A 22,108-nucleotide genomic window follows, 5' to 3' on the forward strand; every position below is an offset into this window, starting at 1 on the left:
GCTCCGGAACGACACTGGAGCTGCTTCTTGTGATTAATTTGAAGTAACGTCTACGTAAATTGTAATGTAGTCACCGGGTTGCAGGTATTTACTGTCAAAGCTGTTCCATTTTCGAAGACTGGATACCGTGACGTTAAAACGACTGGCGATGCTGGACAGAGAATCTCCAGATCGGACGGTATAGCCGACTTTGCGGATAATGTTGCGACCCCCTGTATTGGCCATGGCTACCATTTGGTTGTTCTTATCCACCCAAACAACGAGCTCCTGGCCAACTCTTAAAGTATCTGTGGGCGCCATACCGTTCCATTTGGCCAGTTCCCGCGTTCCCACTTTGTACTTCCGACTGATTTCCCAGAATGAATCTCCGGTTTCAACGATATGAACGACTTTGGTCTTTGATTTTGAATCCGGATTGTAACTTTGGCGGCTTGCCAGACGATTGTCTGAGCTGAGGGTATAGCGATTCTTGTCCAGTGAAGAGGATGGAATCATAAGCGTTTTGCCTGCAACAATAATATTGTTGCTGATGTGATTGGCATTACGTATCACATCGATAGTAGTGCCAAATTTTTCGGCGATGGTACTCAGGGTATCACCTGACTTGATTGTGTACCGACTCCATGTTACACGTTGTTTGACTGGAATTTCTGCCAGCCGCTGTTCAAATAATTCCGCATTTTCGATTGGAACCAGGAGACGGTGAGGTCCATCAGGACTGGTCGCCCATTGATTGAAACCTGGATTCAGTAAATAGAGTTCATCGAGTTCTACTTCCGCCAACTCCGCTGCCTGTGCCAGATCGATCTGGCTACCGGTATCCACTGCAGCAAAGTAGGGGTTTTTTGAAAGTGTTGGAAGAGTTACGCCAGCGGTCCGGGTATCCCAGACAATTCTGGACAGGGCCAACAATTTGGGAACGTACGCCGAAGTTTCTTTGGGTAATGAAAGTGACCAAAAGTCAGTTGGCAGTCCTTTTTGTTTGTTGTTTCGAATTGCTCTGGAAACCGTTCCTCCACCCGAATTGTATGCGGCCAGGGCCAGTAGCCAGTCTCCCTCAAATCGATTGGCAAGACTTTGCAGGTAGTCCAGGGCAGCATCTGTCGAGGCAACGACATCTCTTCTGCCGTCGTACCACCAGTCCTGCTTGAGGCCGAATATCTTGCCTGTACCAGGAATAAACTGCCACATTCCGGACGCTCTGCCATGAGAATAGGCAAAAGGGTCGTAGGCGCTTTCAACAATCGGCAGCAATGCGATTTCGCCAGGCATATTACGTTTTTTCAATTGTTCGACAACGTAATATATATAACGCTTACTGCGCTCGCTGACTCGTGTCATATAAGACGGGTGCTTGCTGTACCAGTTGTACTGAGCTTCTACTCGGGGATCATCGTGATATATATCGAGAGAATACAGCTTGCGCATATCCAGCCATAAGTCATCTGGATACAATGTAGGAATGTTGGCATATTCATATTGACTACCATCAAGACGGGTATTCAGTTGTTTTAGCGCGTTGATGTATCGAGTTGTGTTAAGGTCTTCCGTTGTTTCATCCGTTTTCTCTGTCTGACCGGTAGCCTGTTCGTCATATGTATTGATTTCACCGGGAGCAGAATCTTTTGTCAGTGACTCTGCTGAATTTGAATTCTGTTCTTGTTGTAGTCCAATAGTTTGGCAGGCTGTCAGAATGAAGAGAAATTGAACACAAATGAGCGTGTACCAGTAGTTTCTGATCATGAATTTTTCTTTAATTAAAACAAATAGTTAAAGACAATATCTCGACCAAAATATAACATTCTTGATATTTCACTGCTTAGGCAGGAATAAAGTTGTCATTTTGGTAGACTGTTTATAGTTTATAAATATTTGAGTCGCAATTAATTCCAGTTGGCATGAAAGAGAATTCTAAAAGCACCGGATGGACGCGACTCATATTTACGAGGTTCGAAATATTACACAAATTGTCGTGTCAGTAGGATTTTTTTTAATGTTAATTGACTCTGTTGATGAATTTTTATTCAAATGTGTGAACATGGGGGCAGTTACTGGTGGTAAGCATTCTGGCTAAGCCATTAAAAAAGATCTCTGCACTGGCCAAGATGAAACCGGCTATCAGAGAGGCTCTGATGCACCATTGGTTTGATTCAGATCTTGGCCAGGAGTTGTTAAGAGTTGAGCGTAAATGCCTGGACAACATTTTTAAGAATAAGCTTGGGCATCATTTAATACAGATTGACTCGGGGTTATATGCTCCACTGCTCAGTAACCCACCGATAGGGTGTTGTACACTGTATAGCCAACAAGAAAACCGGGCACCTTGTCCCTTGGTTAGAGGGGTGCCGGAGCAGTTGCCTTTTAAGCCAGATTCAATTGACCATATTATTCTTCATCATACCCTTGATTTTTGTGAGGCACCTTATCAGACAGTCCGGGAAGCCAGTATTGCGCTGATGCCAAACGGGCATTTGGTAGTGGTTGGTTTTAATCCGGCGAGTCTGTGGTTGGCCCGAAAGTTAAGAGGGACGCTGATATCGCAGGTTCCCTGGATAGGCAGGTTCATCAGGGCAGGCAGAGTGGCAGAATGGCTGGAATTACTGAACCTTGAAGTCGTAGAACAATATTCCCTGATGCATCGCCCAGCGTTCACCCGAGCGAGCACCCTCAGGCGGTTCAACTGGTTTGATCGTGCGTTCAGGGTGCTGCTGCCAAGAGCTGGGGCGGTGTATATACTGGTTGCTCAGAAGCGCGTAGCAGGCTTGATTCACCGAAATTTTGAATGGTTACCTCAATCCAGTCCAAAATCCCCAATAACCGCACCGGAGATTAATAGTCCCAAAGATGTCTGAAATCGTTGAAATATATACTGATGGTGCCTGCAAAGGTAATCCCGGGCCTGGTGGCTGGGGGGTTTATCTGTCTTATAAAGGCACTGATAAATCACTATTTGGTGGTGAAGCTGACACCACAAATAACCGAATGGAGCTTCAGGCTGCTATCGAAGCCCTTAAAACCCTTAAAAGGGCATGTGAAGTTAACTTATATACTGATTCAACCTATGTCAGAAAAGGCATCACGGAGTGGCTGACTGGCTGGAAACAAAAGAATTGGACAAATTCCCAGAAAAAGCCCGTGAAGAATGCAGATCTGTGGAGACAGCTGGATGAACTGAACAGCCTTCACAAAGTTCACTGGATATGGGTGAAAGGCCATGCCGGTAATCCCGGTAATGAAATGGCTGATCAGCTGGCCAATCAGGGGGTTGAACAGGTTATGCAGAGGAGAGGAATGGCGTGAGACAGATTGTATTAGATACTGAGACAACCGGTATCAGTCCTAATGAACACCGTATTATTGAAATCGGTTGTGTTGAAGTGATTAATCGTAAGCTCACGGGAAATCACTTTCATGTCTATATTAATCCTCAAAGGGAAGTAGAGCAGGAGGCGATCGCCGTTCACGGTATTACCAATGAATTTCTGGCCGACAAGCCCCTCTTTGCTCAGGTCGCTGAAGAATTCATCGAGTTTATCCGCGGTGCCCAGTTGGTTATTCATAATGCGCCATTTGATATTGGCTTTATGGACATGGAGTTCAGCCGGATACCAGGTGCCCCAAAGGCCACGCGTGATATCTGTACGGTACTTGATACGCTGGTGATGGCGCGCGAAAAACACCCTGGTCAAAAAAACTCTCTGGACGCCCTCTGCAAGCGATATTTCATAGATAACAGTCATCGGGAGTTGCACGGCGCCTTGCTTGATGCTGAAATTCTTGCTGATGTTTATTTGATGATGACCGGTGGCCAGACGGCACTGTCTCTATCGAATGAGGATTACAAAGATCAGCAGAATGGCGACCATCAGGCAGTCGAGCGGATTGCGGTTGATGGCTCGGGACTGCCTGTTATCGCGGCTTCCGCTGCAGAAGCTGCTGAGCATGATCAATTTTTGGCTATGATGACTCGAAAATCTGAAGCGGTGATCTGGAAGAAGTATTGAGCGCTGTCGGTGGCTAAAACCCTTCTTTGCCCGTAAGGATATTTGGGTTTGCAGGCGAGTAGATTAGTTGGTGCATAAACTTTCCTTCCTTGTTGGCCAGCTGTTGACGGATAATGGTTGTTGAAGTATGCCAGACCGTTTGCAAAATCAGCCCATCATCAAAGAGAGCAATTGGTTTGCTGCCATTTTTATTGGGATAGTCCTCCTGCCAGAGCTGATTTGATTCGTCGGGTTGGCCATAAATGCCAGTAATCGTCTTGGCAATTTGATCAAACTGGTTGACTGCAGCGATGGCATCCGTTCGGACATTGGTGAAAAGAAATCCCCCTTTTATTAATAGCCCGTCACTGAACCAGTAGACTAACCGCACATTTTGGATGCCGGAAATATTCGCTTGATAAACAAGATAGTTTTCCTCACCGGGAGGAGTTAAGTCCAGGTTGGTCTCATTTTTCATGATCCACTGTTTGGATTGCCCCCAGACTGCCACACCGAAATCCTGAGCCCAGGCTATGCCGCTCATCCAGAATAATAGAAAAAATCCGCAAGCTCTCATATGTTTCTCATGCCAGTGGTTCTGGTCACAGTATAGATCGTTTTATTAATTATCCCATTGCTGCCATAGTTCATCGTCGTTGAGCTGATCGAACTGTTTTGCTTTCGGAACTTCTTTTTCTTTGCTGACGGGAGCATCTTGTTCTGCAGCTAAAGAGTTCTTTTGCTTGGGGGAGCTGGTACCTGAAGAAGTATCCTGAACTTTCTCCTGTTCCAGAAATTTTTGGTAGGCTGATTTCTGCCGTTTTTTGTGTTTGCTCAACTTATTCTTGCTTGGAATTTTGCCAAGTTCACCAGCGGCTATGAAAGATTTCTTCGAGCCGGTTTTAATTTTCAGTTTATTTTTTAGGGAGCGGGTTTTTTTAACGCGCGACATATGGGTATCCTGTATACGATCTAAGGTCTGTTATCAGACCATCCATTATATCAGCTATATCGGCTCACTGATCGAGGAGAAAGAAATGAAATACAGTAAACTTGGGGTAACCGATCTTGAAGTGAGTAAAATCTGCCTGGGGACGATGACCTGGGGAGAACAGAATACAGAGGCAGAAGCGCATGAACAGTTGGATTATGCCTATTCCAATGGTGTCAATTTTATTGATACTGCAGAAATGTATCCTGTACCCCCAAACGCAGATACTCAGGGACGAACAGAAAGTTATATAGGCAGTTGGTTTAAAGCCCGTGGTAATCGGCATAAATGTGTTCTGGCCACTAAGGTGATAGGGCGTTCTGATGCTACCTGGTATCGGGGAGAACCGGCTACTTTGAGTCGCAGACATGTTATGGAGGCGGTTAATACTTCCCTGCAGAGGCTGCAGACTGATTATATCGATTTGTATCAGCTGCATTGGCCGGATCGCCATGTTAATAACTTTGGTGCTTTGGGTTATCAGGTAGTTGAAGAAGGTGAGCGGGTTGCGATTCTCGAGACTTTGGCGGCGATGGATGAGTTGGTTAAAGCTGGGAAGGTTCGTCATATTGGTGTCAGCAACGAAACTCCATGGGGAGTGGCGCAATATCTGAAATTGGCCGAAACTAAGGGATTGACCCGTATTCAAAGTATCCAAAACCCTTATAACCTCTTAAACCGCAGCTTTGAAATCGGTCTGGCAGAGTTTGCGCATCGGGATAAAGTCGGCTTACTTGCATATTCGCCAATGGCTTTCGGGGTACTGTCTGGAAAATATCTTGATAGCACACCAGCCAATGGGCGGTTAACTCTGTTTGAGCGCTTCAAACGCTATAGCAATCCTCATGTAACGCCAGTGGTGCGACGCTATGCTGATATCGCCCGGCAATCTCAGTTGAGTCCTGCGCAAATGGCGCTCGCTTATGTTAATAGTCGCCCTTTTGTGACGGCCAATATCATCGGTGCGACCACAATGGAGCAGTTAAGGGAAAACATAGACAGTATTCACGTCGAGTTGAATGACGATGTGTTGGCTGCCATTGAATTGGTTCACCAGGAAGTTTCTAATCCCTGCCCATAAACCTCGTTACCACTCATCACGAAGTTTTCTCAAGGATGAGAAAACCTCCAGGTCGGTAGGTAGCTGGCGTGACAGCCTTTCTGATACTGACTGTTTGAGTTCGGCTGAATCTAGTCTCAGAAACGGATTGAATGTCAGTTCATCTGACCACTCAGTTACTGGCCTTGACTCGGCATCTGTTTGTTTAACTTTTTCCAGCCATAGGTCTATCGCTTTGTTTCCAGGTTCAAGACTCCTGGCGAAGCGTAGGTTGTTTTCCATGTAGTCATGAGCAGGGTAAATCCTGGCATGATCTGCCAGCAGGTCCTTGATTTTATCAATTGACTGAAACAATACTTCAGTATCGCCGGAATGGGTATTACCCACACCCGCATTGAAAACAGTATCTGCTGTGATCAGGAAGGGGATGCCATCTTCATCACTACCGTACAGGCAGGTATGCAGAAAAGTATGTCCAGGAGTTTCCCAGCATACGACTGTCTGATTGCCAACGGAAACTTCATCACCGTCTTTGACTGGCTGGGTAACCAGAGGGATTTTAGCATTGCCATAAATAGGCAGATTGAAGTGTTTTGCCAGCGGGCCAGCGGCCCGAATATGGTCGCCATGTTCATGGGTCAGATAAATTGCATCCAGTGTCGCTCCGAATGCAGCGACCATTTCCAGCGTCTGGGTTTTACTGAAAGGGTCGATCACCATCGCTCTCATGGAGTCGGGATCAATCAACAGATGGTTGTAGTTGTCATAAGAGTTTGGAACGTAGTAGCGAACAACTTTCATTATGCTTCCCCTTCAATATTCAACTGGCAGATATGATACGTAATTGTTTCGCAGTTTTTTTTTATTTATTGTTGGTTATGCATAGTATACGTCTAAAAATATCCGGGAGTTGACGAATGAGAATAAAGTTGCTGTTTTTTGTAATGATTGCTCTGTTACTGGTTTCCTGCGCTGAAACTCCTCAGCAGATTGCTGTCGCGCCACCGCTGGTTACAGATGATTTGATACTAGGGCAGGGGCAAAGTGTGGCACTGACAGTGACCGACGAACGCGCTGATCCGGTTCTCGGCAGTCGCGGCGGAGTATATGCGGAAACCAGTGTCATTACCCTTGAACAAGGTTTTGAAAAAAAGCTGCAGGAAGAAATCAGTCGCAAACTGGCACAGCGGAACTTCATCTTTGATCCCATGTCTCTGGAAGTGACCTGGCAGGTTAAACTGCTGGAGCTGAGTTATGAAATTGTTCCGGTAGATCAATTGAAAGACAACATTGTCGTGAAGGGAAAACTGGGTTTTGAGATGAACAGTGCCAACAAAACGTTCACAAAGAGCTATGGCGCTACCAGAGTTCAACCCATGTTTGGCAAACCGAGTGATAAAAAGAACAGCGAACTGGTGAATATGGTGATTGCAGATATGGTCAATGCGATGCTGTCAGATCAACAGGTAGCAGACTTTTTGAATCAATGAATGGTCATGTAGTCGACAAGTAAGCACAGCTGTCCGGCGCTAACGGCCGGGCAGCTGTAATACTCCAGGCTTCAGCCAGTGTTACGAATGCCAGCCGCAATACCTGCGATGGTAATCATCATGGCCTGAGTGATCACATGCTGATTATCCACTTCCGGCATTTCTCTTAATCTCTGTAACAATACCACCTGCATCAGGTGCAACGGTGCCAGATAGGATGCGCGCAAGCGAATCGAAGCTTTGTTCCAGGGCTCGTTCTGCATGAGGCTTTCTTTGCCGGTAAACTCCAAAATAAACTTCAGATCGTTTTTAAGTTGCGTACGCAGACTTTCACCAATGGGTTTCAGTGCATCTTCCACCAGAATTTCTTCATAAATTGCCGAAATGGCGGGATCAGCTTTGACGAACACCATCTCCAGCATATCCAGGCGGGTGGTGAAAAACGGCCAGTGTTCTTTCATGGCCAGAAGTGGCTCTTTGGCACCTTGTTCATAGAGCTCCTGGATAGCCTGTGTCGCCCCCAGCCAGGCCGGCAGTACCAGACGGTTTTGCGCCCATGCAAAAATCCATGGAATTGCCCGTAGACTTTCGATGCTGTTGTCCTTTTTCCGTTTCGAAGGCCGGCTTCCCAATGGCAGGCGCCCCAACTCCTGCTCGGGAGTTGCCTGGCGAAAGTAAGTAACAAATTGATCATTGCTTTTGACATAATCACGATAGTGCTCGCAGGCCAGATCTGACAGCTTATGCATCACTTCGCGCCACTCGGCTTTGGGTTCCGGTGGTGGCAGAATCATGGCTTCGAGAATCGCATTGGCATACAGCGCCAGGCTTTTTTGCGCCACTCTGGTGGTGCCGAATTTCAGTCGGATGGTTTCACCTTGTTCAGTCACACGGAAACCGCCTGCCAGGGACCCGGGAGGTTGTGACAGAATCGCAGAATGAGCCGGGCCGCCGCCGCGACCGATAGTGCCGCCGCGGCCATGAAACAAGGTGAGTTTGATATCTTCCTGCCGGCAGAGTTTCACCAGGTTTTCCTGAGCCTGATACTGTGCCCAGGCCGCAGATAAAACCCCGGCGTCTTTGGCAGAGTCGGAATATCCGACCATGACATACTGATGTCCATCCATGTAGTCACGATAGTCGACATTGGCAAACAGCTTTTGAATAACCTGCTCAGCATTGTTCAAATCATCCAGTGTTTCAAACAATGGTGCGATGGGCAGTTTAAATGTCAGCCCACACGCCTTCAGTAACAACTGAACGGCCAGAACATCTGAGACTTCGCTGGCCATGGAAATAATATAGATACCGAGCGCTTCAGGATTTTGTCGGGCAATCAATTTGAGGGTATCGAGTACTTCCCGGACATCATCGCTTGGTTGCCACGATAATGGAATCAGAGGCCGGTTGCTGCTGAGTTCCTTAACCAGAAACTCCTGCTTGTGTTCTTCTCCCCATTGTTGATAGCTTCCAAGGCCGAGAGACTGGGTAATCTCTTCAATCACCTGAGAGTGACGTTCAGAATGCTGGCGAATATCCAGCTTGACCAGAAAAATGCCAAAACAACGTGCTCTGATCAGAGTGTCCATCAGTTTGCCATTGGCCACGGAATCCATGCCGCACTCCACCAGAGAGCGATAACACAGTAATAATGGTTCCAGTAGCTGCTGATTATCATGCATTACATTCGATTCATTCCATTGACCGGTTGTAACTTTTGCTTCGAGTTCAGCCCGGGTATCGCGTAGTTGTTGGCGCAACTGTTTAAGGATATGGCGATACGGTTCCTCACTGTTCTGGGTGGCTGCTTTTAATTCTTCATTGGCGGTTGTCATCGACAACTCTCCAATGAGGCTCTTTATGTCCCGGATAAATAAATCAGCGGCTTCCCAACGTGCCAGTAATAATACTGATTCTGTCACGTCAGAGGTGACGAACGGATTGCCGTCACGATCTCCACCCATCCAGGAGGAGAATTTAACCGGCGAAAAATTCTCCGGCAGTTCGATATCAGCGTGCTCTTTGACCTGAGATTTCAGTTCTTTAATAAACCGGGGAACAGCGTTCCACAGAGTTTGTTCGATAACCGCAAAACCCCATTTGGCTTCGTCAATCGGGGTAGGGCGCTGGGAGCGAATTTCATTGGAATGCCAGCTCTGGGTAATCAAATCTTCCAGACGTCTGCTGACCGAAGGCACACTACTGCCAAAAGGTTTCCCACGCAGGCAGTGGTTGATTTCATTGAATTTCTGAATCATGGTCCGACGACTGACTTCCGTTGGATGAGCCGTCAGTACCAGATCAATGCTGAGGGCATTGATGGCTTTTTGGATCTGTTCTTTGCTGAGGGAACTGTCTTTGAGTTTGTCAAAAAACTCTTCCCGGGTTTTTTCTTTACCCGTTAACTCTTCACCTTCGACGGTGTTGGCATACTCCTGTTCTGCGATATTGGCCAGATTCAGAAATTTTGCAAATGCACGGGATAACACCAGTAGTTCATGATTGCTACTGTTGTTGAACTGGTTGAACAATTGTTTGAAGGCTTCTTCATCATCCCGAGAGGTTTTGCCCAGTTCGCGGATGGTTTCAATTTTGGTAAGAGTCTCTACTCCCTGATCTTTTGCAATGGTTTGCCCAAGGATGGCACCAAGATTCTGGATTTCCTGATGCAGTTGGTCAGGTAACTTCATAAATGACTCCTTCTATCCATACAGAACATCTGAGTAGGATTGCTGATGATTGGTCGCCCGCCGGAAAGCGGTCTGTTTCAGTAACGCAGGCAATTTTTTACATTCCGGAGACTGATCTGGCTGGCTGGAATAACGGTATTTCATCATCTGTTCGACCAGTTCATTGAATTTCAGATTGTCAGAGTAGCTTATGGCCTGTTGAATCGTGGTGAAATTCTGGCCTGAATGTTCATTAATTGCAGCTACGAGTACCTGTAATACTTGGGGGAGTTTATCCTCTTTACAATGCTGCTCCAATAATTTGATGAATTTCTGTGGTTTAGGGTTTTTCCCCGCAGTTACTGGGGTTTTGTTGAACGATCGCGTCCGGAACAGGTAATAAAGCGTTGCCAGCCAGAGTAGTAGAAAGGCAAGTGTCGTTAGTATCCATATGTTGAACCCCTGTGGTTGCGATATTGCCGCTGATCGTTCTGGAGCAGCGACTGCTGTACCAGAATCAGATTCGGGCGCATCCTGTAACACCGGTTTAATGGTTTGTGTGGTTGTAGAGCCCATCGCTCCGGCAATAGTGAAACTGTGCTTCGGCAGAGTCTCCTTGTGAATTTCATTTTGGTTGACATCCCACCAGTAAAGTTCAGTGGCAGGCAGGATGACGGTGCCATTGTCAGACGGTACCAGAGTCCAGGTTTCGGTCTGAGAAAATGTCGGGCCGGAAGAAGCCTGGGTTTCATTCAGTAGGGGTTGGTCGCGATATAATTTGAGTTGGGGCATATCCGGCGCCTGGAATATTGCCTGGCTGCTCTTGTCCTGGCCTTCAACGTATAAGCGAATGGTGCGGGTGACATTGTCGCCAACTGTTAGTTCAGGCTTGAGACCCACCCAACTTTCACTGAGTTCGACATGTGAGGCCGGCAGCCATTTTTGATTTTTTGGCCAGCTGGCGGGAATGTCCTGGACTGTCAGGGTAAGTGGGTCTGATTGAACCTGAAAGCGGGTCCAGCGCCGGCTGCTGTTATTGCTGTATTCGCCGGAGACACTGAAAACCGGAAGGCTGAACTCTCCGGGAGCCAATACCTTCAGGCGATATTTTTGCTCTACTAATTGATAGGTTTGTCCCTTTGTATTGACCGTTCTGCGGCTGTCATTGCCATAGGGCTCAAAGATGGCGTTGTTGACATTTACGTCACCCCAGGCACCCTGGATATTATCCTGATAATAAAATCTCACTGAGATAATCAGGTTCTCATCGACATAGATCTCTTTCTTGGGCACTGAGACATCTATGAACATGCGTTTTCTCAGTTCAGTTTTTTGTTGCTCCGTCATCGGTGAGACTGTCACATCAATGGGATCAGATTTCTCCTGACCCACTTTTATCGCTGGAATTCTTAATACCCCCGTCGCCTTCGGTGAGAGTGTCAGCTGCCATTCCGTCACTCGGACGATGCCGGTACTCAGACCGATTCTGGAGTCGGTGAACTGCTTGGAACTGAGAATATCAAAATTAACTTTTAGTAGTTCGAAATCTGCATCAACGTTAACCTGGTCCGTTCGCAGGTTGAATTCCAATGTTTGTCCTTCCTGAATATGATCACTGGAGACCGTTGCCAGTACCGCGGCGTTAGAACAGAGACTGCCGAGTAGTAATGTGATTAACAGGATAACTCTCACCATAAGGGTCCTTCGTTTTGCTTTTGTTTGCCACTGAGTTGATATTCAATACTGAATTTTTGTTGCAGTAATTCTCCAGGATTGTCTTCCACCTGGTTCATCCAGCGTTCCACTTCCTGATCTGATTTTTTGGGGATAGGCTGGTTGCTCTGGGCCATTTCCTGCTGCTTCGAATCATCATCCTTATCTTGTTTGCGTTCTGCGGGTTCGGACTTTTCCTGCTGGTTTTTATCGGATTGTGATGGCTGTTTTTGTGACTCAGCGCTGTTTTTTTGTTGCGCCTGGGACTTGTTCTGATCCTGAGAATTCTGATCATTTTGTTGCTGTTGCTGTTGCTGTTGCTGTTGCTGTTGCTGTTGCTGTTGCTGTTGCTGTTGCTGTTGCTGTTGCTGTTGCTGTTGCTGTTGCTGTTGCTGTTGCTGTTGCTGTTGCTGTTGCTGTTGCTGTTGCTTCAGCATTTTTTTGACCAGATCATAGTTATACTGTGTGTCAGGATTGTCCTGCAGGTCCAAAGCCTGTTGGTAGCTCTTAAGCGCTTCTTCTAACTGTCCGGCTTTGGCCTGGGCATTGCCCAGATTGTGCCAGGCTTTGAAGTCATTTGGCGTTTGCTGAACCATATTTTGCCACCCTTGGGTTGCGGTCTGATAATCACCCCGTTCGTAAGCACTGCTGGACTTCCAGTCCGGGCGCTTAAACAATTGTTCCGCTTGTTCGTAGCGCTGTTGCTGGAACGCTTGATAGCCTTGTTGATTGTTGTTTTTCCATAACTGGTCCCATAAAGAAGCAGAGTAGCCTATATCGGGCAAACCGATTGCAATCAATATGATCGCCGGGACCAAAATGCCTTTGCGAAACAGAGGTAGAAACAGGGCCATCGCCGGCAGCAATAGCCAGAAACCAAAGTCTTTGGCCTGGTGTGTTCGGGTCAATGACTGGTTTTGTTCCCGGGTAAGCTCAGGTTTGATCAGTGCCGATAAATCTTCGTCTCCGACAGTTAATGGATACATTTGACCCTGAGTCACATTGGCCAGTCGGGTCAAGCGGTTAAAATCAACACCCGCTAACACATTCTGGCCAGAATTGAGTTTGAGGAAACCCTGATTCTCCGGAAGAGGAATAGGGCCACCCGCATGGGTGCCGATCGGTAGAATGGCGAGTTGTCCGGCATACAGTTTAAGATCTTTAATACGCTCAATATCTGCATCTTCAATACCATCGGTGATCAATAGCAATTGTCCATGTGGGGCGCCATAGTCATTCAGCATTTTCTGGCCCAGGGTCAGACCATCGACCACAGAACTGCCGAACGCCGGCATGATGTAAGGGCTGACCTGGGAAAGCAGGTTTTTAAGTGTTTCGCTGTCGCGGGTAATGGGCGAGACAATGTGAGCGCTGCCACTGTAAACGGCCAGGCCAAATGCGTCGGCAAGATCTGTTTTCAGTAAGTCCTCAATCTTGCGCTTTGCCAGAGTCTGACGATCGGGGTTTACATCCCGGGCCACCATCGACAGGCTTTGATCCAATACAATAACGACTGGAAAATCAGATTGATTGGTCGATTGCAGCGCATTTTTAATAGCCGGACCGCTTAATCCGAGAGCAGCTGTTATCAAGGCCAGGCTGTTCAGTATAACCGGCCACCGTTCGCGTGCTTTGCCACTGACAATCAGTTCTGGCAGAAGGTTTGGGTCGATCACCTGTTCCCAGGTATTCATTGCGTTGTGTTTTTTAAGTTGCCACCATAACCAGATAAGTACCACCGGAATTGTGGCCAGCCACCAGGGGCGCAGTAATGTCAATTCCATTGCTTTCTCCCCAGTATCATAATGATTCCCCAAAAAAGCAGAGCACCGGCCGCCGGCCAGTAAAACAGCTCATTGGCAATGCGTACCTTGGCATCATTGCGAACCGCCGGTTCCAGTTTATCGATCTCATGATAAATATCTTCCAATGCAGATGCTGACTTGGCGCGAAAATATTTTCCATCGGTCATACTGGTGATTTTTTCCAGGGTGTTTTCATCCAAATCTGCACTGGGGTTGCGTTTTTGCAGGCCGAAGAAACTGCGTTCAATGATTTCATCGGCACCGATACCAATGGCATAGATTTTAATGCCGGATTTTTTAGCCAGTTCAGCCGCCTGGACAGGATCAATTGAACCGCTGGTGTTGGATCCATCCGTCATCAACAGCACCACTTTATCCTTGAGATCGGTTTGGTTGAGCTTTTTGACTGCCAGGGCCAGTGCATCACCGATGGCGGTTTTACGTCCGGCCATACCGATCTGGGTTTGCGATAACAACTCTGCAATGGAATTCAGATCGCGGGAAATCGGAGCATACATATAGGCTCTGGAGCCAAAGACAATCAACCCGACACGGTCTCCTGTGCGGGTATGCAGAAATTGCTGCCCGAGATCTTTAACGACCACAAGACGATTAACGTAACGATCACTGTTGTTCAATTGCAGATCCTGTTCCTGCATGCTGTTTGACAGATCCACGGCCATCAGCAGCTCACGGCCGCTGTTTGGGATCATTTCCTGTTCTCCCAATTGCTGCGGGCGTGATAATGCCAGACAGATCAGCACCCAGAATAATAGCAGCAGAGCCAGGCGCAGATGATGATGTCCGGTTTCTTCTGCCAAACCTGCCGGCTGGGAAAAGAAACGGCGCCATTGTTGATAAAACGGTGTTTTTAGCGCGCTGCCTTCGGCTTTGAAGGCTGGAAGTTTCCAGAGTAACAGCGGCGCGACTGGTATTAATAACAAAGCATATGGCCAGGCGAGTATCATTTTTGCTGTTCCAACTGTTTACAGATAGGTGTCAGATGTTGTTGCCATTGGTTGACATCATCAGCGGTGGCACTTTGTCCTGAATAAGGCAGCATTAGAAAATGCCGACCAGGGCTACTGTCAAACCAGGGGTCAAGTTGAACTAGCCTGTTGAGCCATTGCTCCTGACTGAACGCAGCTGGCTGGTTGTCAAGGAACAGCCATTCTCGCAGGATCAGATTGGCTTGTATCCCTTTTTGCCGGGCGTTTAGATCGGTATTCCACAATCGTTGCAGCTGTTTTTTCAGCGATGGTTTTTTATGTGGTCTATGTCTTATCCAGAACCAGATACCGGTTACCGATAATATCGTAAGCACGATCACCAACCACCATCCTGAGGCCAGGGGCCATAAACCGGGCGCATCCGGCAGAATGATCGGTTTCAGGTCTGCGAGAGCGTCGTTCATCAGGCCATGATCTCCCCAACATATTGCAACAGATTCTCGCGGCTGATATGGGTTGGAAATGAAAAATAATGCTGATAGCCGGAGATGGTTTTCAAGTGTGCAATCCTTTCTGCATAGAGTTGTTGATAGCGCTGTCGTTGCTGGCGGTTGCCTGAATGTATGACGGCTTTTTGCCGGCCGTTGGTAATGACATATTCACCGGCCGGGGGCAATTGTTCATCAAGCTGATCGTGACAGTGCAACACGGCAATATCTCGGTTGGCTTTCAGGCCGCTCAGTGGCGCGAGGGCTTGCCAGTCCGGGAAATCACTGATCAACAGGATGCGATATCCCGGGCGGGTTGAAAGCGACAGTTGCCGGACCAGTTCATCCATGCCCGCAACGGTATCATTATCGTTTGTCATGCGGGTGGGATCAGCCCGTTCCAGACTCTGAATCAGAAAATCGACTGCGCGTTCCCTCATCATGGGCTTCTGGCTGTGAATCCCCTGATTGGTCAACAGGACAAAGCCAACACGGTTGCCCGAATAACACGCCAGCCAGCCACATAATGCCGCAATGTGTGCAGCCAGTACCGACTTAAACCGGACCTGGCTGCCAAATGCCATGGAAGATCTTAAGTCACATACGATACTCACCGGCTGTTCGCGTTCTTCGTGATAGAGCCGGGTATGGGTTTTTCCTTTTCGTGCGGTGACCCGCCAGTCAATGGAGCGAATATCATCACCGGGCTGATAGGCGCGTACTTCTGCGAACTCCAGACCGCGGCCACGATGAGTGGAGATACGATGTCCCATCATATGGTGTGGTCGGCGTTGTCGGGATAAAGCTGCCTGATGTTTGGCCAATGCTGACCAGGCATGCAGTTCACGAGCAATGATATGGGTCGGGGAAGCGTCTGTAACCGTCATCAGGCAATGGGTACCCGTTGCAGAATGGTCTGTACGACGGTTTCTGAGCTGATGCCCTGGCCCATGGCTTCATAGCTCAAATACAGTCGGTGACGATAGACATTGGGAAAGACCGACTGCACGTCGTCAGGGGTAACAAAGTCACGACCGGATAACCAGGCCTGGGCACGCGCACATCGCTCCAGGGCGATGGTGGCACGAGGGCTGACACCGGCCGTCAACCAGGATGCCAGATCGTCGCCCCAGGTTTGGGGGTGGCGGGTTGCCAGCGTCAGTTGCACCATGTATTCCTCAATGGCTTCTGATACGAACAACTCCAGAATCTGTTGTCTGGCGGCCATGGTCTGTTGCTTGGTGATCTGCAGTGCGGCTGGTTCCGGTTGTTTGAGTTCTCCCCGAACCAGACGGAGAATTTTGAGTTCGGCTTCCCGGTTGGGATAGTCCAGGAACACATGCATCAGAAAACGATCAAGCTGGGCTTCCGGAAGTGGGTAGGTACCTTCCTGTTCCAGAGGGTTTTGCGTCGCCATCACCAGAAACAGATCGTCCAGCCGTCGGGTTTCACCGGCAACCGTTACCTGCCGTTCTGACATGGCTTCCAATAATGCTGACTGTACTTTTGCGGGGGAGCGGTTTATCTCATCGGCCAGAATCAGATTGGCAAACACCGGACCTTCCTGAAAAACGAACTGATTGCTGTCCTGGTGGTAGATCTCGGTTCCGGTAATATCGGAAGGCAGCAGGTCTGGGGTGAACTGAATGCGGTTAAAGTGTCCATGCAGCCTGGCAGCCATTTCCTTAATCGCCTTGGTTTTGGCCAGACCCGGGGCACCTTCAACGAGCAGGTGACCGTCCGCAAGCAATGAGATGATTAAAGAACGGACGAGTTGTGGTTGGTCTATTACCTGTGACTCTAAGTCCTTTTCCAAGGTCTGGAACGCCTCACTCAATGACATTCAATAGGTCCCCTTATTCGGTTAATGGTTATTGGGCTGAGTATTCTTAATCAGAGAAGTCATTGGTTCAAGCCGGTACATTTACTGACTCCCGGTATAAAGGTTCTGTAGAGACGGAATTTTTTACATTCTGTACACAGTGACGACATACTGGAATGCAGTTGGATCTGTTAGTCTGGCCGGCGTTTGAAACACAGCCAGTACGGGCTGGATTAGTCTTTTTAAGCAAGATTGACTAGCCTGAAGGAAAACAATAAAAGTAACCTTATGAGGGATATATGTTTAGTCCGACTCAAATTTCCAGGCAGGAAATTATTGAAACCGTCCAGCAGCGAGTAGCCTCTGAATTTCCCGAATCTTTACAGCAATCCATTCACAGCCTCATCCACAGATGCTTTAGCTATGTGGCGCCAGAGGATCTGGTCAAGATTGAGCTTGAGGATTTAAGGGGGTTGATATTAAGCCTCTGGCAGCACCTTGAGCATTGGACGGCTAAACGTCCCAAAATAAATATCCTTAACCCCAACCTCGAAGAGAATGACTGGCAGTCGAGTCATTCGATTATCATGATCCTGGCGAAGGAAATTCCTTTTGTACTTGATTCTGTCCGTCTCGGATTGAACCGTGCGGGATTGAATATTCATATTGTTTTCCATTCGACCCTGGGAGTGGAGCGTGATGCTCAGGGGCATCTGACCAGTATCAATCAGAACTCTGATAACAAAGAGTTGCTGGTCTGTTTTGAAATCGATCACGTTTCTGATGCAGAAAAAATCACCGATCTGAACACAGAAATAGAAACCATCCTGTCCGATGTTGAGCTGGCTACCGCTGATTTCGATGCGATGCAGGCCAAAGTGGCGGCCAAGATAGAAGAGTTGGGTAAAACGCCACCCGTCGGAATCCCCTCGGATGAAGTGGATGAAACCAGAGTATTCCTGAAGTGGTTGAGTAACAACCATTTTAGTTTCCTGGCTTACGATGAATATGAGCTCAAAGATGCCAAAGTCATCCAGGTTCCGGACAGTGCGTTGGGGTTATTTAAAAAGAACAAAAAGCTCAAAGTCGAGGATCTCAGCGAGTTGACGGAAGATATGCAGGGATTTGCTTATGAAGCGAAACTGCTGACATTCATGAAGTCAGGCCACAAATCCAAAGTACACCGGGAGACCTATTCTGATTACATACTGATCAAGCAGTTTGATGAGAAAGGAAATGTCATTGGTGGTGCCCGCATTCTGGGTTTGTATACCTCTTCGGTGTATAACAACAGCGCCCAGAATATTCCGGTTGTGAGGAAAAAAATCCTGCAGGTATTGGAAAAGTCTGAATTCTTCCCCGGAACTCACAATTATAAAGAGCTGGCGCAGATTCTTTATTCTCTGCCCAAAGACGAATTGATTCAGTCCAGTATCGAAGAACTGTTAACCGTGTCACAGCAGGTGCTGGCCATTCAGGAACGCAAGCGTATACGTTTGTTTGTGCGCAAAGATGTGTACGGTAAATTTATCTCCTCTTTGCTGTATATCCCCAAAGACATCTATAACACCGTATTGAGAGAGCAGATCCGGCTGATGTTGATGGAGCATTTCGACGTGGAAAGCTGGGATTTCACAACCTTCTTCAGTGAATCTGTGCTGGCGCGAACCCGCTATGTGTTCAAGCTCAAGAAACCCATGACGGAGGAAATTGACGTCATGGCGTTGGAGCAGAAAGCCATCGCCATCTCCCGTCATTGGAAGGATGACTTTAAGTCCGCACTGATCGACAGCGTTGGTGAAGAGCGGGGCATCGAGCTTTACCGCCGTTATCACAACTCTTTTCCATCCGGATACCAGGATAATTACAGCCCCAGAGTGGCAGTGATTGATTTACAACGGATGGAGTCCCTGTATTCCGATGACAGCACCTCGCTGGCGCTGAGTTTCTATCGCAGCCATGAACCGTCAGGCAGCCAGCTGAATCTGAAAATCTTCCATCAGCAGCATTCGCTGTTGTTATCTGATCTGATTCCAGTACTGGAAAATCTGGGTTTAAAGGTCGTGGATGAGTTTCCTTACCAGATCAAAATTGAAAACAACCAAAGCTGCTGGATTTATGACTTTACGCTGTTGTATCCGGACGATGAGAACCTTGAGCCTGCTAACTATCGTGAGCAGTTCAATCAGGCTTTTCATGCCATCTGGTATGGCAAGGCAGAGAACGATGAATTTAACCGACTGATACTGAAAGGAAACTTGAACTGGCGTCAGGCAGCAATGTTACGTGCTTATGCCAAATATATGAAACAGATCGGTTCAACATTCAGCCCTCAATTCATTGCCGAGACCCTGTTGTCCCACACCGCTATTGTCGAGCAGCTTAACAAGCTGTTTGAACTCAGGTTTGACCCCAAGCACAGCAAGCGCAATGAGAGCCGTGAGGAAAAGATCGTCAGTCGCATAGAGACTCTGCTGGATGCTGTTGAAAACCTGAGTGAAGACCGGATTCTACGCAAATATGTGGAACTGATCAGTGCAACGGTCAGAACGAACTTTTATCAGACCCGTGATGGCCGCGAAAAAGATTATGTCAGCTTCAAGTTCCTGCCGCGCATGATTACTGATCTGCCACTGCCTTATCCAAAATACGAAATTTTCGTCTACTCGCCCAAGGTCGAAGGCGTTCATCTACGCGGTGGTAAAGTTGCTCGTGGAGGCCTGCGCTGGTCTGATCGTAACGAAGATTTCCGGACCGAAGTGCTGGGTCTGGTCAAAGCCCAGCAGGTGAAGAACTCAGTGATCGTACCGGTTGGCGCCAAAGGTGGATTCGTTGCCAAGCAATTGCCGGCCAACGGCAGCCGAGAAGAAATACAGGCAGAAGGCATTGCCTGCTATCGCTGGTTTATCCGTGGTCTGCTGGATATCACCGATAACCTCATTAATGGTGAAGTGGTACCTCCCAAACAAGTCATACGGTACGACGAAGATGATCCTTATCTGGTGGTCGCGGCAGACAAGGGAACCGCAACCTTCTCTGATATCGCCAATGAACTGGCACTGGAGTACGGGCACTGGCTGGGAGATGCCTTTGCCTCAGGGGGGTCCCATGGTTATGACCATAAAAAAATGGGTATCACGGCGAAGGGCGCATGGGTCAGTGTTCAACGTCATTTTCGCGAACTGGGAATTGATGTTCAGCAGGATGAATTCACCGTCATCGGTATTGGTGACATGGCCGGTGACGTGTTTGGCAATGGCCTGTTGCGATCTGATAAGGCCCGGTTGATTGCAGCGTTTAACCATATGCATATTTTTGTCGACCCGGATCCGGATGCGTCGTCTGCGTTTGCAGAGCGTAAGCGTCTGTTTGAACTGCCACGTTCATCCTGGAGCGATTACGACACCAAGTTGATTTCCAGCGGTGGTGGAGTGTTCCTGCGTTCGGCCAAATCCATCACCATTACCAAAGAAATGAAAGCCCGGTTTGAAATCAAAGAGGATCGTTTGACTCCCAATGAATTGATTTCCGCCATTCTTAAAGCACCGGTTGATCTGCTCTGGAACGGTGGTATCGGTACTTACGTCAAGTCCTTCAGTGAAAGTCATACCGATGTGGGCGATAAAAGTAATGATAATGTCCGTGTCAATGGTCGTGACTTGCGTGCACGCGTCGTAGGTGAGGGTGGTAACCTTGGATTAACCCAATTGGGCCGGATCGAATATGGCCTGAAAGGTGGACGCTCATTTACTGATTTTATCGATAACGCGGGTGGCGTGGACTGTTCTGACCACGAGGTCAATATCAAAATTCTGCTGGATCGTCTGGTACATAATGGTGACCTGACAGAGAAGCAGCGGAATATCCGGCTGGAGGAAATGACCGAAGAAGTGTCCCGGCTGGTTCTTACCAACAATTACAGGCAGGCGCAAATCCTGTCGTTATGTGACAGCGAATCTTTGGCGCGCATAGAAGAATATCGTCGATTCATCTCTACCATGGAAGCAGAGGACAAACTCAATCGTGAACTTGAGTTTATTCCGTCTGATGAACAGATTTCTGAACGGAAAAATTCCCGACTTGGGTTAACCCGGCCAGAGTTATCTGTGCTGATCAGCTACGGTAAGGGCGATTTAAAAGAGCAGTTGATCAAAGCCAATATAGGTGATGATCCATATGTGGTACGGGAAATTGAAACCGCGCTGCCGGCGGTGCTGGTCAAGGATTACTATGATGCCGTGTATAACCATCCGTTGAAAAATGAAATTGTTGCCACTCAAGTGGCCAATGATCTCTACAACCATATGGGTATTACGTATCTGACCCGGGTACAGGAGTCTACCGGTTCCACCGTGTGTGAAGTTGCCAAGGCATATGTCGCTGCCCGTGATGTGTTCGGTTTGAAGCAGATCTGGCGGGATATTGAAGATCTTGGTTCACAGATAGAATCGTCGGTTTTAAATCGTATGATGTTGAAGACTTCTCGCAGTGTCAGACGTGCCAGCCGTTGGTTTATCAAAAACAACCGGCTCGGTATCCAGGTAGAGAACATAATAGCGGAATACCAACCCGCTATTGAGAAACTGTCTGATAACTTCCCGGATATTCTGGTGGGTGAAACACAGCAGCAGTGGTTGGAGGCGGTACAGAAGCTGGTGGATCATAATGTGCCGGAAGTACTGGCGGCCAAAGTGGTGACTACAGACTTTCTCTACAATTGTCTGGGTGTTATCGCTGTAGCCAGCACTACTGGTACCAGCGTGATCGAAAGCGCCAGAACGTTCTTCCGCATTGGTGATGAGCTGAATCTGATCGACTTTGGTGATCAGCTTAATCAGTTGAGTGTTGGGTCGCATTGGCAGGCACGTGCTCGTGAGGCCTATCGGGATGATCTGGAATGGCAGCAACGCAGCATTACCCAGAGTCTGCTCAAAGCCAAAACCAAAGATCAGGATATGGACACCGTTTTGTCCAGCTGGCGAGAGAAAAACGAAGTGCTGGTTAACCGTTGGCACCGCATGATGAAGGAAATCAAAACGGCCAGTGATGTCGAGTTCAGTATGTACTCGGTTGCGATACGGGAATTACTTGATTTATCCCAGGTGACCAAAATAGAGTAAGCGGATTTCACCCGATC

17 protein-coding genes are annotated in these 22,108 nt (G+C 47.9%); 6 read left to right on the top strand and 11 right to left on the bottom strand.

Annotated elements, in window-relative coordinates; all coding sequences use genetic code 11:
- Positions 1-33 precede the first annotated feature (33 nt).
- Positions 34-1,743, bottom strand: coding sequence for a lytic transglycosylase (locus YC6258_RS15135; RefSeq protein WP_044617729.1), 1,710 nt, complete (start codon positions 1,741-1,743; stop codon positions 34-36).
- Between the two features lie 311 nt (positions 1,744-2,054).
- Here YC6258_RS15135 and YC6258_RS27365 point away from each other — a divergent pair, with 311 nt between their 5' ends.
- The 3 genes from YC6258_RS27365 to dnaQ are packed head-to-tail and all read left to right on the top strand — an operon-like array spanning position 2,055 to position 4,004.
- Positions 2,055-2,852, top strand: coding sequence for a methyltransferase domain-containing protein (locus YC6258_RS27365; RefSeq protein ID WP_052830307.1), 798 nt, complete (start codon positions 2,055-2,057; stop codon positions 2,850-2,852).
- Positions 2,845-3,300: a ribonuclease HI gene (gene rnhA / locus YC6258_RS15145; protein WP_044617730.1), complete on the top strand. Its 456-nt coding sequence runs from the start codon at positions 2,845-2,847 to the stop codon at positions 3,298-3,300. Before YC6258_RS27365 ends, rnhA begins: the two co-directional genes overlap by 8 nt.
- On the top strand, positions 3,297-4,004 hold the full coding sequence (gene dnaQ / locus YC6258_RS15150; protein ID WP_044617731.1) for a DNA polymerase III subunit epsilon: 708 nt from the start codon (positions 3,297-3,299) through the stop codon (positions 4,002-4,004). The genes rnhA and dnaQ overlap by 4 nt, the downstream gene beginning before the upstream one ends.
- A 13-nt stretch (positions 4,005-4,017) precedes the next feature.
- On the opposite strand, the gene YC6258_RS15155 is transcribed toward dnaQ, so the two are convergent.
- Entirely contained in the window at positions 4,018-4,560 is a 543-nt protein-coding gene (locus YC6258_RS15155) for a hypothetical protein (RefSeq protein WP_044617732.1), read from the bottom strand.
- A gap of 45 nt (positions 4,561-4,605) precedes the next feature.
- Positions 4,606-4,935: a hypothetical protein gene (locus YC6258_RS15160; RefSeq protein ID WP_044617733.1), complete on the bottom strand. Its 330-nt coding sequence runs from the start codon at positions 4,933-4,935 to the stop codon at positions 4,606-4,608.
- Positions 4,936-5,020: 85 nt separating this feature from the next.
- On the opposite strand from YC6258_RS15160, the gene YC6258_RS15165 reads away from it, so the two are divergent.
- Positions 5,021-6,055, top strand: coding sequence for an NADP(H)-dependent aldo-keto reductase (locus YC6258_RS15165; protein ID WP_044617734.1), 1,035 nt, complete (start codon positions 5,021-5,023; stop codon positions 6,053-6,055).
- A gap of 6 nt (positions 6,056-6,061) precedes the next feature.
- On the opposite strand, the gene YC6258_RS27370 is transcribed toward YC6258_RS15165, so the two are convergent.
- The gene (locus YC6258_RS27370) at positions 6,062-6,835 is read right to left on the bottom strand and encodes a hydroxyacylglutathione hydrolase (protein WP_052830308.1); all 774 of its coding nucleotides are present in this window, start codon (positions 6,833-6,835) and stop codon (positions 6,062-6,064) included.
- 116 nt (positions 6,836-6,951) lie between these two features.
- Between YC6258_RS27370 and YC6258_RS27375 the strand changes: the two genes are divergently transcribed.
- Positions 6,952-7,524, top strand: coding sequence for a YajG family lipoprotein (locus YC6258_RS27375; RefSeq protein WP_052830309.1), 573 nt, complete (start codon positions 6,952-6,954; stop codon positions 7,522-7,524).
- 71 nt (positions 7,525-7,595) lie between these two features.
- Here YC6258_RS27375 and ppc read toward each other — a convergent pair whose 3' ends face one another.
- From ppc to YC6258_RS15210, 7 genes are read right to left on the bottom strand one after another with little or no spacing between them, the layout of a single operon-like run.
- Positions 7,596-10,214, bottom strand: coding sequence for a phosphoenolpyruvate carboxylase (ppc, locus tag YC6258_RS15180; RefSeq protein ID WP_044617735.1), 2,619 nt, complete (start codon positions 10,212-10,214; stop codon positions 7,596-7,598).
- A 12-nt stretch (positions 10,215-10,226) separates the two neighbouring features.
- Positions 10,227-11,888 carry a BatD family protein gene (locus YC6258_RS15185; protein ID WP_044617736.1) on the bottom strand — a complete coding sequence of 554 codons (1,662 nt, stop codon included), beginning with the start codon at positions 11,886-11,888 and terminating at the stop codon, positions 10,227-10,229.
- On the bottom strand, positions 11,882-13,690 hold the full coding sequence (locus tag YC6258_RS27380; RefSeq protein WP_052830310.1) for a vWA domain-containing protein: 1,809 nt from the start codon (positions 13,688-13,690) through the stop codon (positions 11,882-11,884). The genes YC6258_RS15185 and YC6258_RS27380 overlap by 7 nt, the downstream gene beginning before the upstream one ends.
- On the bottom strand, positions 13,681-14,679 hold the full coding sequence (locus YC6258_RS15195; protein WP_044617737.1) for a VWA domain-containing protein: 999 nt from the start codon (positions 14,677-14,679) through the stop codon (positions 13,681-13,683). Before YC6258_RS15195 ends, YC6258_RS27380 begins: the two co-directional genes overlap by 10 nt.
- On the bottom strand, positions 14,676-15,125 hold the full coding sequence (locus YC6258_RS15200; protein WP_044617738.1) for a DUF4381 domain-containing protein: 450 nt from the start codon (positions 15,123-15,125) through the stop codon (positions 14,676-14,678). The genes YC6258_RS15195 and YC6258_RS15200 overlap by 4 nt, the downstream gene beginning before the upstream one ends.
- Positions 15,125-16,036 carry a DUF58 domain-containing protein gene (locus YC6258_RS15205; RefSeq protein WP_052830311.1) on the bottom strand — a complete coding sequence of 304 codons (912 nt, stop codon included), beginning with the start codon at positions 16,034-16,036 and terminating at the stop codon, positions 15,125-15,127. The genes YC6258_RS15200 and YC6258_RS15205 overlap by 1 nt, the downstream gene beginning before the upstream one ends.
- Positions 16,036-16,992: an AAA family ATPase gene (locus tag YC6258_RS15210; protein ID WP_044617739.1), complete on the bottom strand. Its 957-nt coding sequence runs from the start codon at positions 16,990-16,992 to the stop codon at positions 16,036-16,038. Before YC6258_RS15210 ends, YC6258_RS15205 begins: the two co-directional genes overlap by 1 nt.
- A gap of 278 nt (positions 16,993-17,270) precedes the next feature.
- On the opposite strand from YC6258_RS15210, the gene YC6258_RS15215 reads away from it, so the two are divergent.
- Positions 17,271-22,091 carry an NAD-glutamate dehydrogenase gene (locus YC6258_RS15215; RefSeq protein ID WP_044617740.1) on the top strand — a complete coding sequence of 1,607 codons (4,821 nt, stop codon included), beginning with the start codon at positions 17,271-17,273 and terminating at the stop codon, positions 22,089-22,091.
- Positions 22,092-22,108: the final 17 nt, after the last annotated feature.

Source organism: Gynuella sunshinyii YC6258 (assembly GCF_000940805.1).
GTDB classification, from domain to species: Bacteria; Pseudomonadota; Gammaproteobacteria; order Pseudomonadales; family Natronospirillaceae; genus Gynuella; species Gynuella sunshinyii.